We start from the raw sequence: 13934 nt of genomic DNA, 5'->3' as shown, positions 1-13934 counted from the left end.
GCGGCAAGCTGTAAACTTCGTATCACCGCCACCCATTTTGCAGCTTGAAGCTCGTCGCTTGAAGCTGTCTCGCAGAGACTCCCATGAACGAGCAACAACGCCTCGAACTCGAAGCTGCCGCCTTCCGCCGCCTGGTCGCCCACCTGGACAGCCGTAAGGACGTGCAGAACATCGACCTGATGAACCTTGCCGGGTTCTGCCGCAACTGCCTGTCGAAGTGGTACAAGGCCGAAGCCGACGAGCGCCAGATCGAGATCAGCCTCGACGACGCCCGCGAAGTGGTTTACGGCATGCCGTACGCCGAGTGGAAAGCCCAATTTCAGCAAGAAGCCAACGCCGAGCAACAAGCCGCGTTCGCCAAAGGAAAAACCCATGAGTGATCTGAACACCCTGCGCACCAGCCTCAAGAGCGGCGAACACGCTTTCGCCGACACGCTGGCCTTCATCGCCGCCGGTTACGACTATCAGCCGCAGGCGTTCAACAACGGTGGCGTGGAAAACGCCGCCGGGCAGAACGAAGGTTCTTGCAAGACCCTGGGTCTGGCGCTGCTGGAAGGCCTGAGCGATGAAGAAGCGCTGTTGGCGTTCGGCGAGCATTACCGCTCGGTAGTGGCGACACCTGAGGGCAGTGATCACGGCAATATCCGTGCGTTGATCCAGCATGGTCTGGCCGGCGTCAAATTCACCGCTCAACCCCTGACCCGCCGCTGATACAGATCCAACACTATCTGATCGTTCCCACGCTCCGCGTGGGAATGCTTCATCGGACGCTCTGCGTCCATTGGGACGCGGAGCGTCCCCGGCTGCGTTCCCACGCAGAGCGTGGGAACGATCGGGCACAAAAAAACCGGCCAATCTGGCCGGTTTTTTTATGTCTGCGATTTAGAACGAAGCGTTCTGCAGACCGTCCAGGTAACGCTCGGTGTCCAGTGCCGCCATGCAGCCGGCGCCGGCCGAGGTGATCGCCTGACGGTAAACGTGGTCAGCCACGTCACCGGCAGCGAAGATGCCTTCGACGCTGGTCGCCGTAGCATTGCCTTCACGGCCGCCGTGCACCACCAGATAACCGTCTTTGAGGGTCAACTGGCCTTCGAACAGCGAGGTGTTCGGGGTGTGACCAATGGCGATGAACACGCCGTCGACGGTGATTTCGTCGAAGCTGCCATCGTTGTTCTTCAGGCGCGCACCGGTCACGCCCATGTTGTCGCCCAGCACTTCGTCGAGGTTGGCGTTCAACTTGAGGATGATCTTGCCTTCAGCGACGCGAGCGTTGAGCTTGTCGATCAGGATCTTCTCGGCGCGGAAGGTTTCGCGACGGTGGATCAGGGTCACGGTGCTGGCGATGTTGGCCAGGTACAGTGCTTCTTCAACAGCGGTGTTGCCGCCACCGACCACTGCAACAGGCTTGTTGCGGTAGAAGAATCCGTCGCAGGTTGCGCAGGCGGAAACGCCTTTGCCCATGAACGCTTCTTCCGATGGCAGGCCCAGGTAACGTGCGCTGGCACCAGTAGCGATGATCAGGGCGTCGCAGGTGTAGGTCGCGCTGTCGCCGGTCAGGGTGTACGGCTTGGCAGCGAAGTCCACGGCGTTGATGTGATCGAAAACGATCTCGGTTTCAAAACGCTCGGCGTGCTCGCGCATCCGCTCCATCAGGGCTGGCCCCGTCAGGCCGTGAACGTCGCCCGGCCAGTTGTCGACTTCAGTAGTGGTGGTCAGTTGACCGCCAGCCTGCATGCCGGTGATCAGCAGTGGCTTGAGGTTGGCGCGAGCCGCGTATACCGCAGCGCTGTAACCGGCAGGGCCGGAACCGAGAATAATCACTCGCGAATGACGGACTTCAGACATGACCTGCTCCTGTTGACCGGGCCGAAAAACTGGCACGGATCGCCGGACTGCCGGCGGGAATAAAAAAGGACCGTGGAAAACCTTGGGGAAGGCTTGAGCTCGACAGTCCTGTAAAAAGTTGGGTGCAGCGTATCGAGGGGGGCAAGATTAAGGAAATACGGTTTAACAATCCAGCTCATAGGTGGTCTCTATGCCGACACACTGACGAGATGGACGTCTTTGTTACAGTGAATGTCGATCGCTCTACCGCGCTTTCGCCGTCGTTGCAAAGCCGGTAAGGTCGGCGCGTTTTCCCTTGCTCGGAGCACCTTATGCCCGCCCCTGTTCTGTCCGGCCCGCAATACCTGCGCGAAGGCCTCAAACTGGTTCTCAGCCCTGGCTTGCGCCTGTTCGTTTTGCTGCCGCTGGCGATCAACCTGGTGCTGTTCGTCGGATTGATTTATCTGGCCGGCCACCAGTTCAGCCTGTGGGTCGATACGCTGATGCCCTCGCTGCCCGAATGGCTGAGTTTCCTCAGCTACATCCTCTGGCCACTGTTTGTAGTGCTAGTGGCGCTGATGGTGTTCTTTACTTTCACCATGCTGGCCAACGTAATCGCCGCACCGTTCAACGGCTTCCTTGCCGAGAAAGTCGAAGTGGTGGTACGCGGCACTGATGACTTCCCGGCGTTCAGCTGGGGCGAACTGATCGCGATGGTCCCGCGCACCCTCGCCCGGGAAATGCGCAAACTCGGCTACTTCCTGCCACGGGCGATCGGACTGTTCATTCTCTCGTTCATCCCGGTGGTGAATATCATTGCTGCACCGCTGTGGCTGTTGTTCGGCGTGTGGATGATGGCGATCCAGTACATCGACTACCCGGCGGATAACCACAAACTGGGCTGGAACGAGATGCTCGCCTGGCTGCGGCAAAAGCGCTGGCAGAGCATGAGCTTTGGCGGGATCGTCTATCTGGTGCTGCTGATTCCGGTGGTCAACATCCTGATGATGCCGGCGGCTGTGGCCGGGGCGACGTTGTTCTGGGTGCGTCAGCGCGGTGGCGAGGTGCTGGCTCAGGAAAAGGCCTGAGCCAGACGCTGTTGTTTTGCCGCTGCCTCAGTGGAAAAAGCTCCACGTCCCGATCAGCACCAATGCCCACAGGCCGATGCCTGGAACGATGATCAAAAAATTCCAGGCATTCAGGCGGTTGTTGCCCAAGCCTTGCGGATCGTTGGCGGCCAGGTTGATCAGTTGCTGGCCTTCACTGGCGACATAAGCTCTGAGCGGCAGCAGTGCCATAGCAAACAAACTCAGGTACAACAAGCCTTCGAAATGGCTCGATAGTTTATCGAGCACCACTGCAAGCAACGTCAATACAACAAACACCGTTGCCCACTGCTCAAGATCCCAGCTGGACTTTCGGCCGCTGTCGTGAATCGTTTTGTCTGCATGACGATACAGCCTGTGCACGAAAAATATATAGAAGATACCGCGCGCCACAGGCCACAGCTCTTCCTGCGTCCGCTGCTTGTACAGGCTCCAGTTTTTGTACGACCAATAATAGAAATACAGGCCAAAACTGAGCACCGACAGCAGAATGAATTTCCATCTGGCAACCACGTAAAATCCCGCAGCCTGCACATCTTCGTTCAACAGATTCGCCTCAGGGGACGCGTAGACATTTTCCGCCATAGCCATTTCCTTGGTTCAAACGTTCAATCAAGGCTAACGACCGACTGGCGAAAATATTGAGCCCAGCGGGGCCAGTGGCTGTCATCAATCCATCATCAACTCGACACAATGACGACATGGCCTCAGTCGACACTGGGGTCATGACGACAGCTCTACATATCACTCTGATCAGCGAAACCTTCCCACCGGAAATCAACGGGGTGGCCAATACCCTTGGCCGCTTGTGCGATGGACTGCGCGCGCGTGGGCATCAGGTTGAACTGGTGCGGCCGCGTCAGGCCGGTGATCCGCAGCGCAGTGAAGATGACGCGCTGCTACTGTGTCGGGGCTGGCCGTTGCCGGGATATCCGGGGCTGCAATGGGGTCAGTCGTCGATGCACAAACTGCTGCGGCGCTGGAAGCGCCAGCGTCCCGATGTGCTGTATATCGCCACGGAGGGACCGCTCGGGTTATCGGCCCTGCGTGCGGCGCGACGTCTGGGGATTTCGGTGGTCAGTGGGTTTCACACCAATTTTCAGCAATACACCAGCCAATACGGGCTCGGTCTGCTGACGCGGATGCTCACGCATTATCTGCGCTGGTTTCACAATCGCTCGGCCATGACGTTGGTGCCGAGCGTCAGCCAGCGCCTGGAACTGGAACGGCGGCATTTCGAGCGCTTGGCACTGTTATCGCGCGGTGTCGACAGCCAGTTGTTTCATCCGAGCAAACGGCTGAATGCCTTGCGTGAGCAATGGGGCCTGTCCGAGCAGGACATTGCGGTGATTCACGTAGGACGACTCGCGCCGGAGAAGAACCTTGGCCTGCTCAAACGCTGCTTCGAAAACCTGCGTGACACTTATCCACAGCGCAATCTGAAACTGATCGTGGTCGGTGACGGACCGCAACGGCTGGCGCTGGAAAAGGATTTGCCCGGGGCGGTTTTCTGCGGTGCGCAGCGCGGTGAAGCGTTGTCGGCGCACTATGCGTCTGGTGATTTGTTTCTATTTCCGAGTCTGACCGAAACCTTCGGCAATGTGGTGCTTGAGGCACTGGCCTCGGGACTGGGTGTGGTGGCTTACGATCAGGCTGCGGCGGCGCAGCATATTCGCCATGGCTACAACGGCGTGCTGGCGATGCCTGGTGATGAGCAAGCCTTTTGCGAGGCGGCGGCATGGTTGCTGGAAGAGGATGAGAGGTTGCGCTGCGTGCGCCTGAATGCGCGCCAGCATGCGAGTCGCCAGGGCTGGCCGGCGGTTATCGAGCAGTTTGAAAAGCATTTGCGCGGGGCTTGTGTGGGGGAGCAAGTGGTGCCGAATGCGCAGACATTGCCTTGAATCCAGGCGACTTGGAGACCGCTATCGCGAGCAGGCTCACTCCTACAGGGGAATGCATTCCAATTGTAGGAGTGAGCCTGCTCGCGATGGCGTCAGTACAGCCGCTGGTTAAACCAGCGTCATCAACGCCTCACGGCTGAACGGCAAAATATCCTGCTCACGCCCTTCGCGGACTTTCTGCGCCCAATCCGGATCGACCAGCAACGCACGCCCCACCGCCACCAGATCGAACTCCTCTTTATTCAGACGCTCCAGCAGATTCTCCAGACTGGCCGGTTGCGCGACCTTGTCGGTGTTGACCATGAATTGCAGGAACTCGCCATCAAGGCCAACACTGCCAACGGTGATGGTCGGCTTGCCGGTGAGTTTGCGGGTCCAGCCGGCCAGGTTCAGCTCGGAACCGTCAAATTCCGGCTCCCAGAAGCGGCGCGTCGAGCAGTGGAAAATATCCACGCCAGCGTCAGACAGCGGCTTGAGGAATTCACCCAGCGCTTCCGGGGTTTGCACCAGACGTGCGGTGTAATCCTGCTGTTTCCACTGCGAGAAACGGAAGATGATCGGGAAACCTTCGCCGACCGCTGCACGTATGGCTTGAATCAGTTCGATGGCGAAACGCGAACGGTTGGCCAGGCTGCCACCGTATTCGTCGGTGCGCTGGTTGCTGCCCTCCCAGAAAAACTGGTCGATCAGATAACCGTGGGCGCCGTGGATTTCCACGCCGTCCATGCCGATGCTTTGTGCATCTTTGGCCGCTTGGGCGAAGGCTGCGATCACATCTTGAATGTCTTGTTTAGTCATGCCGTGCACCACGACCTGACCGTCTTTGATTTTTTCCGACGGACCGTAACCCGGCACGCTAGCGTCCGGCTCGGTGCCGATTCGGCGCACGCTGCCCACGTGCCACAGTTGCGGAACAATCTTGCCGCCTTCGGCGTGAACCGCGTCGACGACTTTCTTCCAGCCGGCCAATGGCGCGTCGCCAAAGAACTGCGGTACGTTCGGATAACCGTTGGAGGCAATGTGGCCGACGGTAGTGCCTTCGGTGATGATCAGGCCAACGCCCGCGGCGGCGCGACGACGGTAGTACTCGATGACTTTCGAATTAGGCACGCCGCCCGGGGAAAAGGAGCGAGTCATCGGCGCCATGACCACGCGGGTCGGCAGTTCGAGGGCACCGAGTTGGAACGGTTTGAACAGGGCTTGAACGGGCATCGAAGGACTCCACAGAGAAGGCTTTATGACGGCGATAATATGGAGACGCGAACCCTTTGAACAGCACTATTGATTTGGGTGATTAAGGATTAAAAGACGCAACGCAAAAGATCGCAGCCTCCGGCAGCTCCTACACGGGGTTTGAGGTCACCTGTAGGAGCTGCCGAAGGCTGCGATCTTTTGATCTTGCTGTTTCAGCTCAGCGCTTTTTCAATCGCATGCACAATGGTCGGATCATCCGGCGCCGTGCGCGGCGAGAACCGCGCCAGCACGCGGCCGTCCTTGCCGAGCAGAAACTTCTCGAAATTCCAGGTGATGTCCCCAGGAAACTCCGCGCCCTCGCCCGCCAGCAGACGGTAGAGCTGGTGACGATCATGACCGTTGACTTCAAGCTTGCTCGACAACGGAAACGTCACGCCATAGTTGAGGCTGCAGAAATCCTGAATTTCCTGTTCGGTACCTGGTTCCTGGCCGGCAAACTGGTTGCATGGCAGGCCCAGCACGCTGAAACCTTTGCCTTTGTATTGCTGATAGAGGTTTTCCAGCGCCGCGTACTGTGGGGTCAAGCCGCATTTGGAGGCGACGTTGACCACCAGCACGACTTGGCCCTTGAACGGCGCCAGCGGTAGCTCCTGACCATCCAGGGCTGTCAACTTAAGGTCGTGAAAAGCACTCATGACGAACTCCAAGATTCCCGTGTTCTACTCGAAACAGCCACTTGGCGAGGTCACCAAGGACAGCCGCGGACTAAAAAGGCGCCCGCAGGCGCCTCTCCAGTACTCGAAGCTTAGCGCAGAAAATCAGTGGTGATGGCCACCTTCGCCATGGACGTGGCCATGAGCGATTTCTTCCTGGCTGGCATCACGGATGTCAACGATCTTCACTTTGAAGTTCAGGCGCTGACCGGCCAGTGGGTGGTTGCCATCAACGGTCACGTCATCGCCGTCAAGGTCACGGATGGTGACGATTTGCATCTGGCCGTCCGGCGCCGAAGCGTGGAACTGCATGCCGACTTCCAGCTCGTCAACGCCTTCGAACATGCTGCGGCTCAGGGTGCTGACCAGCTCGGCGGCGTATTCGCCGTAAGCGTCTTCCGGCTCAACGGAAACTTCCAGCTCGTCACCAACAGCTTTGCCATCCAGAGCTTTTTCCAGGCCCGGGATGATGTTGCCTGCGCCTTGCAGGTAGACCAGCGGAGCGCCGCCGGCGGAGCTGTCGATGACCTCACCAGCGTCGTTGGTCAGGGTATAGTCGATGGAGACAGCCTTATTGGCGGCGATCAGCATGGGGCGAGACCTTTTGCATAAGAATATAGAAAGGCCAAGTTTAGCGAAGCAATCGCGCGAAAGCGAACACAACCCGGACAAACGGGTTTCGACGATCGCAGGCTTTCATCAGGACGAGGACGGTCACTGGGTCGTCGAGCTTTCCTGTGGCCACACCCAGCACCTGCGCCATCAGCCGCCCTGGCAATCGCGCGCCTGGGTGCTGGACCCGGCGCAACGTATTGAAAAAATAGGCCAACCCTTTGCCTGCGGTTGGTGCGCACAAGGCTCGGTTAGCGATAACCTTGGCGACTGAATTTCGGTAGGTCGTCAGCTATAGGCGATCGCCATTGCCATGCAACTTTAGAGAATTCGCATGCAAACTTTTTTTATCGCGCCCACCGATTTTGGTGTGGGTCTGACCTCCATCAGCCTCGGGCTGGTGCGCACGCTTGAGCGAGCCGGGCTGAAAGTCGGTTTCTTCAAACCGATTGCGCAGCCGCATCCGGGTGACACCGGCCCCGAGCGTTCCACCGAACTGGTGGCGCGCACCCACGGGTTGAAACCGCCACAACCGTTGGGCCTGGCGCACGTCGAGCGGATGCTCGGCGACGGTCAGCTCGATGAGCTGCTCGAAGAAATCATCACCCTCTATCAGCAAGCCGCCATTGGCAAAGACGTGCTGGTCGTCGAAGGCATGGTGCCGACCCGCAGCGCCAGTTACGCCGCACGGGTCAATCTGCACTTGGCCAAGAGCCTGGATGCCGAGGTGATTCTGGTCTCGGCACCGGAAAACGAAGTGCTCGCCGAACTCTCCGGCCGTGTCGAATTGCAGGCGCAATTGTTTGGCGGCCCGAAAGACCCGAAAGTCCTCGGGGTGATCCTCAACAAGGTCAAGACCGAAGAGAGCATGGACGCCTTCGCTGCGCGCCTGAAGGAGCATTCGCCGTTGCTGCGCAGCGGTGATTTCCGCCTGCTCGGCTGCATTCCCTATCAGCCGGAACTCAACGCACCACGTACCCGTGATGTTGCCGACCTGATGGGTGCACAAGTGCTTAATGCCGGTGATTACGAAACCCGCCGGATGACCAAAATCATCATCTGCGCGCGGACCATGCGCAACACCGTCGAGCTGCTCAAGCCCGGCGTGTTGGTGGTGACGCCGGGCGATCGCGACGACATCATCCTCGCCGTCAGTCTGGCCGCGATCAACGGCGTGCCGCTGGCCGGCCTGCTGCTGACCAGCGACACCCTGCCCGATCCGCGCATCATGGATCTGTGCCGTGGTGCGTTGCAGGCCGGTTTGCCGGTGCTGTCGGTGAGCACCGGTTCCTACGACACCGCCAACCTGCTCAACGGTCTGAACAAGGAAATACCGATCGACGACCGCGAGCGTGCGGAGATCATCACCGATTTCGTCGCCAGCCATCTCGATGCCAAATGGCTGCACCAGCGCTGTGGCACGCCACGGGAAATGCGCCTGTCGCCAGCAGTATTCCGCTATCAGTTGATCCAGCGTGCGCAAGCGGCGAACAAGCGCATCGTCCTGCCTGAAGGCAGTGAGCCGTTCACCGTGCAAGCGGCGGCAATCTGTCAGGAACGCGGCATCGCCCGCTGCGTGTTACTCGCCAAACCGGAAGATGTCGAAGCCGTGGCCCGCGCCCAAGGCATCGTGTTGCCGCCGGGCCTGGAGATCCTCGATCCTGACCTGATCCGCGAGCGCTATGTCGAACCGATGGTTGCCTTGCGCAAGACTAAAAGCCTCAACGCGCCGATGGCCGAACAGCAACTGGAAGACACCGTAGTGATCGGCACCATGATGCTGGCGCTGGACGAGGTCGACGGCCTGGTCTCGGGCGTGATCAACACCACTGCCAACACCATTCGCCCGGCCCTTCAGTTGATCAAGACTGCGCCGGGCTGCACGCTGGTGTCGTCGGTGTTCTTCATGCTCTTCCCTGAGGAAGTGCTGGTTTACGGCGACTGCGTGATGAACCCGCACCCGAGTGCCACCGAACTGGCCGAGATTGCCCTGCAAAGCGCCGACTCGGCAGCGGCCTTCGGCATCACCCCGCGCGTGGCAATGATCAGTTACTCCAGCGGCGAATCGGCCACCGGCGAAGAGGTCGAGAAAGTCCGCGAGGCCACCCTGCTCGCCCACGAACAACAGCACTCGTTGCTGATCGACGGCCCGCTGCAATACGACGCTGCCGCCAACGCAGACGTCGCCCGGCAACTGGCGCCAAACAGTCAGGTGGCTGGTCGCGCCACGGTGTTCGTCTTCCCCGATCTGAACACCGGCAACACCACGCACAAAGCCGTGCAACGCAGCGCCGATTGCGTCAGCCTCGGCCCGATGCTGCAGGGCCTGCGCAAACCGGTGAACGATTTGCCGCGTGGCGCGCAGGTCGATGACATCGTCTATACCATCGCCCTCACCGCGATTCAAGCCGCCAACCGACCTATGGATGTGTAAATGCTGGACTTTCTACCTGCACCCGTGCGCGGCGTGATCGCTTCGCTGCTGTTAGCACTCAATACGATTCTGCTGTGCTCGTTTCTGTTTTGCGTGGCGCTGATCAAAGTGCTGCCATTCGACCTCGCCCGACGCGCCTCGCTGTGGCTGATGAGCCACACCCACGAAGCGTGGATCAGCAACAACAAGGGCTGGATGAACCTGGTGCGGCGCACGCGCTGGCACATCAGCGGCCTGCAAGGTCTCGACTACCAGCACTCGTACCTGATCACCAGCAATCATCAGAGCTGGGTGGATATTCTGGTGCTGCAATACGTGCTCAACCGAAAGATCCAACCGTTGAAATTCTTCCTCAAACAGGAGCTGATCTGGGTGCCGGTGATCGGTCTGGCGTGGTGGGCGCTGGGCTTTCCGTTCATGAAGCGCTACTCCAAGGCGTATCTGACCAAGCATCCGGAGAAGAAAGGCAAAGACCTCGAAACCACCCGCAAGACGTGTGCGAAATTTCGCAATAACCCGGTGGGGATTTTCAACTTCGTCGAAGGCACACGCTTCACCGAAGGCAAACATGCGCAGCAGCAGTCGCCGTTCAAATATTTGCTCAAGCCCAAGGCTGGCGGGATCGCCTTTGTGCTGGATGCAATGGGCGAACAGCTGGAGTCGATCGTCAACGTGACGATCCACTACCCGGCCGGGCGTCCGGGGTTCTGGGATTTGCTCTGCGGTAATGTGCGCGATGTAGTGGTGCACTTTGAAGAACTGAAGATTCCGCAGCAGTTCATTGACAAGAACTACGATCAGGACGGTGAATATCGCCTGCAGTTCCAAGGCTGGATCAATCAGCTGTGGCTGGACAAGGATGCGCTGCTCGAACAGATGCACCGCGAATATCCTTCCGTATGATCGTTCCCACGCTCCTCGTGGGAATGCCTCACTGGACGCTCTGCGTCCGCTTTAGATGGGACGCGGAGCGTCCCGGGCTGCATTCCCACGCAGAGCGTGGGAACGATCACGAAATATCCGGGCAAACACTAACCCCCTGCAGGAGTGAGCCTGCTCGCGATAGCGGTGTGTCATTCAACATTGTTGGTGGCTGATCCACCGCTATCGCGAGCAGGCTCACTCCTACAATGGACCGAGTTGGCCCCAATAAAAAAGCCCGCCGATGATTGCTCATCGGCGGGCTTTTTGTTTGTCGCTAACGCTTAGATCGCGCCACGCTTGCGCAGCAGATCCAGCACTTGCTTGACGCTGTCTTCCAGACTCAGCGTCTGCGTGTCGATCACCAGATCGGCATCCAGCGGCACGTCGTACGGGAAGGATTCGCCCGGGATGTTGTCGCCAGCGGCGGCATACAGACCTTGCGGATCACGCTCGGCGCAGACAGCCGGCGAGGCCTGCACGTAGACCGTCAGCAGACGATCCTTGCCGATCAGATCCTTGGCCTGCTCGCGACCTTCAGCGCTTGGCGCGACGAACGCCGCCAACGTCAGCAAACCGGCTTCGTTGAACTGACGCGCGACGTGCGCGGCACGACGCCAGTTTTCGGTACGCCCGGCGCGATCCTGTGGCAGACCTTTGTTCAAGTCATGACGCAGGTTCTGACCATCCAGTACAAACACCGCACGACCCATGTCGAACAACTTGCGCTCGACGGCGTAAGCCAGCGTGCTCTTGCCCGCGCCCGACAGGCCGCTGAACAGCACGGTCGCCGGTTGCTGGCCGAAGCGCTGGGCGCGTTCTTCAGTGGCCACGTGCGCCAGTTTGCCGTGATGCGTGGCAGTGCCATGCGTCACCGGTTGCGCGACGATCATGCCGGCGCCGACGGTGCCGTTGGTCAAGCGATCGATGACGATGAACGCGCCGGTGGTGCGGTTGCTTTCGTAACCGTCGAGGGCGATCGGCGCGTCGAGCGCAATCTTCACCTTGCCGATTTCGTTGAGCTGCAACGCGCTCGCCGGGCCTTCTTCCAACGTGTTCACGTCGACCTTGTTGACGATGCTGGCAATCGAGCCCGGCACGTAGCTGGTGGCGCGTTTGATGTCGTATTTCTTGCCCGGCAGCATCGGCTCTTCAGCCATCCACACCAGCATCGCTTCGAAGCTGTCGGTGACCGGCGGCACGTTGTCGGCATGCACCAACAGGTCGCCACGGGAGATGTCGATTTCGTCTTCCATGGTCAGCGTTACGGCCTGACCTGGACCGGCGTGTTCCAATTCACCTTCGAAGGTGACGATGGATTTCACCCGGCTGCTTTTGCCCGACGGCAGCACCACGACTTCGTCACCCTTGTGCACGATGCCGCTGGCCAGCGTGCCAGCGAAACCACGGAAGTTGAGGTTCGGACGGTTGACGTACTGCACCGGGAAGCGCAGATCGGTGAAGTTGCGATCGCCCGCCACTTCCACGGTCTCGAGGATTTCCATCAGCGACTGGCCGGTGTACCACGGCGAGCGCTCGGACTTGTTCACCACGTTGTCGCCCTTGAGGGCAGACATCGGCACGAAGTGCATGCTGGTCGGCTTCATCTTCAAGCCTTCGGCGAACTTCAGGTAGTCAGCCTTGATCGACTCGAACACGCCTTCATCGAAGTCTTTCAGGTCCATCTTGTTGATGGCGACGACGATGTGTTTGATCCCCAGCAAGGACGCAATGAAGCTGTGGCGACGGGTCTGGGTCTGCACGCCGTAACGCGCGTCGACCAGAATGATCGCCAGGTCACAGGTGGACGCTCCGGTGGCCATGTTGCGGGTGTACTGCTCATGGCCGGGGGTGTCGGCGATGATGAATTTGCGTTTGGCGGTGGAGAAATAGCGGTAGGCGACATCGATGGTGATGCCCTGCTCGCGCTCGGCCTGCAGGCCGTCGACCAGCAACGCCAGATCGATGTCGTCACCGGTGGTGCCAACTTTCTTCGAGTCGCGGGTGATCGCTTCGAGGTGATCTTCGTAGATCATCTTCGAGTCGTGCAGCAGGCGCCCGATCAGGGTGCTCTTGCCGTCATCGACGTTACCGCAAGTCAAAAAGCGCAGCAGCTCTTTACGTTCGTGCTGGCCCAGGTAGGCGAGGATGTCCTCGCTGATCAAATCAGATACGTGCGACATGACAGCCCCTTAGAAATAGCCTTGACGTTTTTTATCTTCCATCGAGCCGGCGCCATCGTGGTCGATGACTCGGCCCTGGCGCTCGGAAGTTCGCGTCAGGAGCATTTCTTGAATGATGTCCGTGAGGCTTTCGGCCTCGGACTCCACGGCGCCCGTCAACGGGTAGCAGCCAAGGGTACGGAAACGCACTTTCTTTTTGACGATGCGCGCTTTGTCTTCGTCGGACAGGTGCTCGAGGATGCGCTCGTCGTCGATCATGATCAACGTGCCGTTCTTCTCGATCACTTCGCGTTCAGCGGCGAAGTACAGCGGCACAATCGGGATGCCTTCGAGGTAGATGTACTGCCAGATGTCCAGTTCGGTCCAGTTCGACAGAGGGAACACACGAATGGATTCGCCCTTGTTGACCTTGCCGTTGTAGACGTTCCACAGCTCTGGACGCTGGTTTTTCGGGTCCCAGCGGTGCTTGCTGTCGCGGAACGAGTACACGCGCTCTTTGGCACGGGATTTCTCTTCATCGCGACGGGCGCCGCCGAAGGCTGCGTCGAAACCATGCTTGTCGAGTGCCTGTTTCAGGCCCTCGGTCTTCATGATGTCGGTGTGCTTGGCGCTGCCGTGGGTGAACGGGTTGATGTTCTGCGCCACGCCATCGGGGTTGATGTGGGTGATCAGGTCCAGGCCCAGTTCTTCGACCATCTTGTCGCGGAACTTGTACATCTCCTGGAATTTCCAGCGGGTGTCGACGTGCATCACCGGAAACGGCAGTTTGCCCGGGAAGAACGCCTTGCGTGCCAGGTGCAGCATCACGGCGGAGTCTTTACCGATGGAGTACAGCATCACCGGGTTATCGAACTCGGCGGCCACCTCGCGGATGATGTGGATGCTTTCCGCCTCCAGCTGTTTCAGATGCGTCAGTTTGTCGACCATGGCTACTCACGAAAACTTTCTTATGAACGGCCAGCGGGCCGTGTTCGAGCGGGGAATCCTAGCACAGCGACCTTCTTCTAATCAGGACGCCAGCTAGATCGAAAGGGCATATGAATATG

General features: G+C 59.2%; 14 protein-coding genes. 7 read left to right on the top strand and 7 right to left on the bottom strand.

Annotated elements, in window-relative coordinates; translation table 11 throughout:
• The first annotated feature begins 83 nt into the window (after window positions 1–83).
• Window positions 84–380, top strand: a complete 297-nt coding sequence (locus CKW26_RS19620) for a DUF1244 domain-containing protein (RefSeq protein WP_093436032.1) — start codon at window positions 84–86, stop codon at window positions 378–380.
• On the top strand, window positions 373–711 hold the full coding sequence (locus CKW26_RS19615) for a HopJ type III effector protein (protein ID WP_095049771.1): 339 nt from the start codon (window positions 373–375) through the stop codon (window positions 709–711). Before CKW26_RS19620 ends, CKW26_RS19615 begins: the two co-directional genes overlap by 8 nt.
• 171 nt (window positions 712–882) lie before the next feature.
• On the opposite strand, the gene trxB is transcribed toward CKW26_RS19615, so the two are convergent.
• Window positions 883–1845: a thioredoxin-disulfide reductase gene (gene trxB, locus CKW26_RS19605; RefSeq protein ID WP_007912350.1), complete on the bottom strand. Its 963-nt coding sequence runs from the start codon at window positions 1843–1845 to the stop codon at window positions 883–885.
• A 311-nt stretch (window positions 1846–2156) separates the two neighbouring features.
• Here trxB and cysZ point away from each other — a divergent pair, with 311 nt between their 5' ends.
• The gene (gene cysZ / locus CKW26_RS19595) at window positions 2157–2912 is read left to right on the top strand and encodes a sulfate transporter CysZ (RefSeq protein ID WP_095049769.1); all 756 of its coding nucleotides are present in this window, start codon (window positions 2157–2159) and stop codon (window positions 2910–2912) included.
• Window positions 2913–2939: 27 nt separating this feature from the next.
• Here cysZ and CKW26_RS19590 read toward each other — a convergent pair whose 3' ends face one another.
• Entirely contained in the window at window positions 2940–3515 is a 576-nt protein-coding gene (locus tag CKW26_RS19590; protein ID WP_095049768.1) for a hypothetical protein, read from the bottom strand.
• A 116-nt stretch (window positions 3516–3631) separates the two neighbouring features.
• On the opposite strand from CKW26_RS19590, the gene CKW26_RS19585 reads away from it, so the two are divergent.
• Window positions 3632–4831, top strand: coding sequence for a glycosyltransferase family 1 protein (locus tag CKW26_RS19585; protein ID WP_095049767.1), 1200 nt, complete (start codon window positions 3632–3634; stop codon window positions 4829–4831).
• A 108-nt stretch (window positions 4832–4939) separates the two neighbouring features.
• Here the strand turns inward: CKW26_RS19585 and CKW26_RS19580 are convergent, their stop codons facing one another.
• The 3 genes from CKW26_RS19580 to CKW26_RS19570 form a co-directional block, all read right to left on the bottom strand.
• Window positions 4940–6043, bottom strand: coding sequence for an NADH:flavin oxidoreductase (locus CKW26_RS19580; protein ID WP_095049766.1), 1104 nt, complete (start codon window positions 6041–6043; stop codon window positions 4940–4942).
• 194 nt (window positions 6044–6237) lie between these two features.
• Entirely contained in the window at window positions 6238–6720 is a 483-nt protein-coding gene (locus CKW26_RS19575; protein WP_095049765.1) for a glutathione peroxidase, read from the bottom strand.
• Window positions 6721–6843: 123 nt separating this feature from the next.
• The gene (locus CKW26_RS19570) at window positions 6844–7329 is read right to left on the bottom strand and encodes a peptidylprolyl isomerase (protein ID WP_008085027.1); all 486 of its coding nucleotides are present in this window, start codon (window positions 7327–7329) and stop codon (window positions 6844–6846) included.
• Here CKW26_RS19570 and CKW26_RS19565 point away from each other — a divergent pair.
• From CKW26_RS19565 to CKW26_RS19555, 3 genes are read left to right on the top strand one after another with little or no spacing between them, the layout of a single operon-like run.
• Entirely contained in the window at window positions 7298–7624 is a 327-nt protein-coding gene (locus CKW26_RS19565) for a DUF3565 domain-containing protein (RefSeq protein WP_093436299.1), read from the top strand. The two genes, CKW26_RS19570 and CKW26_RS19565, sit on opposite strands and share 32 nt — an antisense overlap.
• 60 nt (window positions 7625–7684) lie before the next feature.
• Window positions 7685–9784, top strand: a complete 2100-nt coding sequence (gene pta, locus CKW26_RS19560) for a phosphate acetyltransferase (RefSeq protein WP_095049764.1) — start codon at window positions 7685–7687, stop codon at window positions 9782–9784.
• Window positions 9785–10687 (top strand): acyltransferase, encoded by a 903-nt coding sequence (locus tag CKW26_RS19555; RefSeq protein ID WP_095049763.1) that lies wholly within the window; start codon window positions 9785–9787, stop codon window positions 10685–10687.
• A gap of 302 nt (window positions 10688–10989) precedes the next feature.
• Here the strand turns inward: CKW26_RS19555 and cysN are convergent, their stop codons facing one another.
• Entirely contained in the window at window positions 10990–12888 is a 1899-nt protein-coding gene (gene cysN, locus CKW26_RS19545; protein ID WP_095049761.1) for a sulfate adenylyltransferase subunit CysN, read from the bottom strand.
• A 9-nt stretch (window positions 12889–12897) separates the two neighbouring features.
• Entirely contained in the window at window positions 12898–13815 is a 918-nt protein-coding gene (cysD, locus tag CKW26_RS19540) for a sulfate adenylyltransferase subunit CysD (protein WP_007912374.1), read from the bottom strand.
• Window positions 13816–13934 lie beyond the last annotated feature (119 nt).

Source organism: Pseudomonas sp. Irchel s3h9, assembly GCF_900187475.1.
Taxonomy (GTDB): Bacteria; Pseudomonadota; Gammaproteobacteria; order Pseudomonadales; family Pseudomonadaceae; genus Aquipseudomonas; species Aquipseudomonas neuropathica.
Note: the sequence above shows the minus strand (reverse complement) of the source record. Positions and strands in the feature narration are given on the sequence as shown.

What these genes read in the sequence shown, in the direction of transcription:
- CKW26_RS19555 (WP_095049763.1), top strand. Translation starts at nt 9,785, where the DNA reads ATGCTGGACTTTCTACCTGCACCCGTGCGCGGCGTGATCGCTTCGCTG.
- cysD (WP_007912374.1), bottom strand. Translation starts at nt 13,815, where the DNA reads ATGGTCGACAAACTGACGCATCTGAAACAGCTGGAGGCGGAAAGCATC.
- CKW26_RS19570 (WP_008085027.1), bottom strand. Translation starts at nt 7,329, where the DNA reads ATGCTGATCGCCGCCAATAAGGCTGTCTCCATCGACTATACCCTGACC.
- CKW26_RS19615 (WP_095049771.1), top strand. Translation starts at nt 373, where the DNA reads ATGAGTGATCTGAACACCCTGCGCACCAGCCTCAAGAGCGGCGAACAC.
- CKW26_RS19620 (WP_093436032.1), top strand. Translation starts at nt 84, where the DNA reads ATGAACGAGCAACAACGCCTCGAACTCGAAGCTGCCGCCTTCCGCCGC.
- cysZ (WP_095049769.1), top strand. Translation starts at nt 2,157, where the DNA reads ATGCCCGCCCCTGTTCTGTCCGGCCCGCAATACCTGCGCGAAGGCCTC.
- CKW26_RS19565 (WP_093436299.1), top strand. Translation starts at nt 7,298, where the DNA reads ATGGAGACAGCCTTATTGGCGGCGATCAGCATGGGGCGAGACCTTTTG.
- CKW26_RS19575 (WP_095049765.1), bottom strand. Translation starts at nt 6,720, where the DNA reads ATGAGTGCTTTTCACGACCTTAAGTTGACAGCCCTGGATGGTCAGGAG.
- CKW26_RS19590 (WP_095049768.1), bottom strand. Translation starts at nt 3,515, where the DNA reads ATGGCGGAAAATGTCTACGCGTCCCCTGAGGCGAATCTGTTGAACGAA.
- CKW26_RS19585 (WP_095049767.1), top strand. Translation starts at nt 3,632, where the DNA reads ATGGCCTCAGTCGACACTGGGGTCATGACGACAGCTCTACATATCACT.
- trxB (WP_007912350.1), bottom strand. Translation starts at nt 1,845, where the DNA reads ATGTCTGAAGTCCGTCATTCGCGAGTGATTATTCTCGGTTCCGGCCCT.
- CKW26_RS19580 (WP_095049766.1), bottom strand. Translation starts at nt 6,043, where the DNA reads ATGCCCGTTCAAGCCCTGTTCAAACCGTTCCAACTCGGTGCCCTCGAA.
- pta (WP_095049764.1), top strand. Translation starts at nt 7,685, where the DNA reads ATGCAAACTTTTTTTATCGCGCCCACCGATTTTGGTGTGGGTCTGACC.
- cysN (WP_095049761.1), bottom strand. Translation starts at nt 12,888, where the DNA reads ATGTCGCACGTATCTGATTTGATCAGCGAGGACATCCTCGCCTACCTG.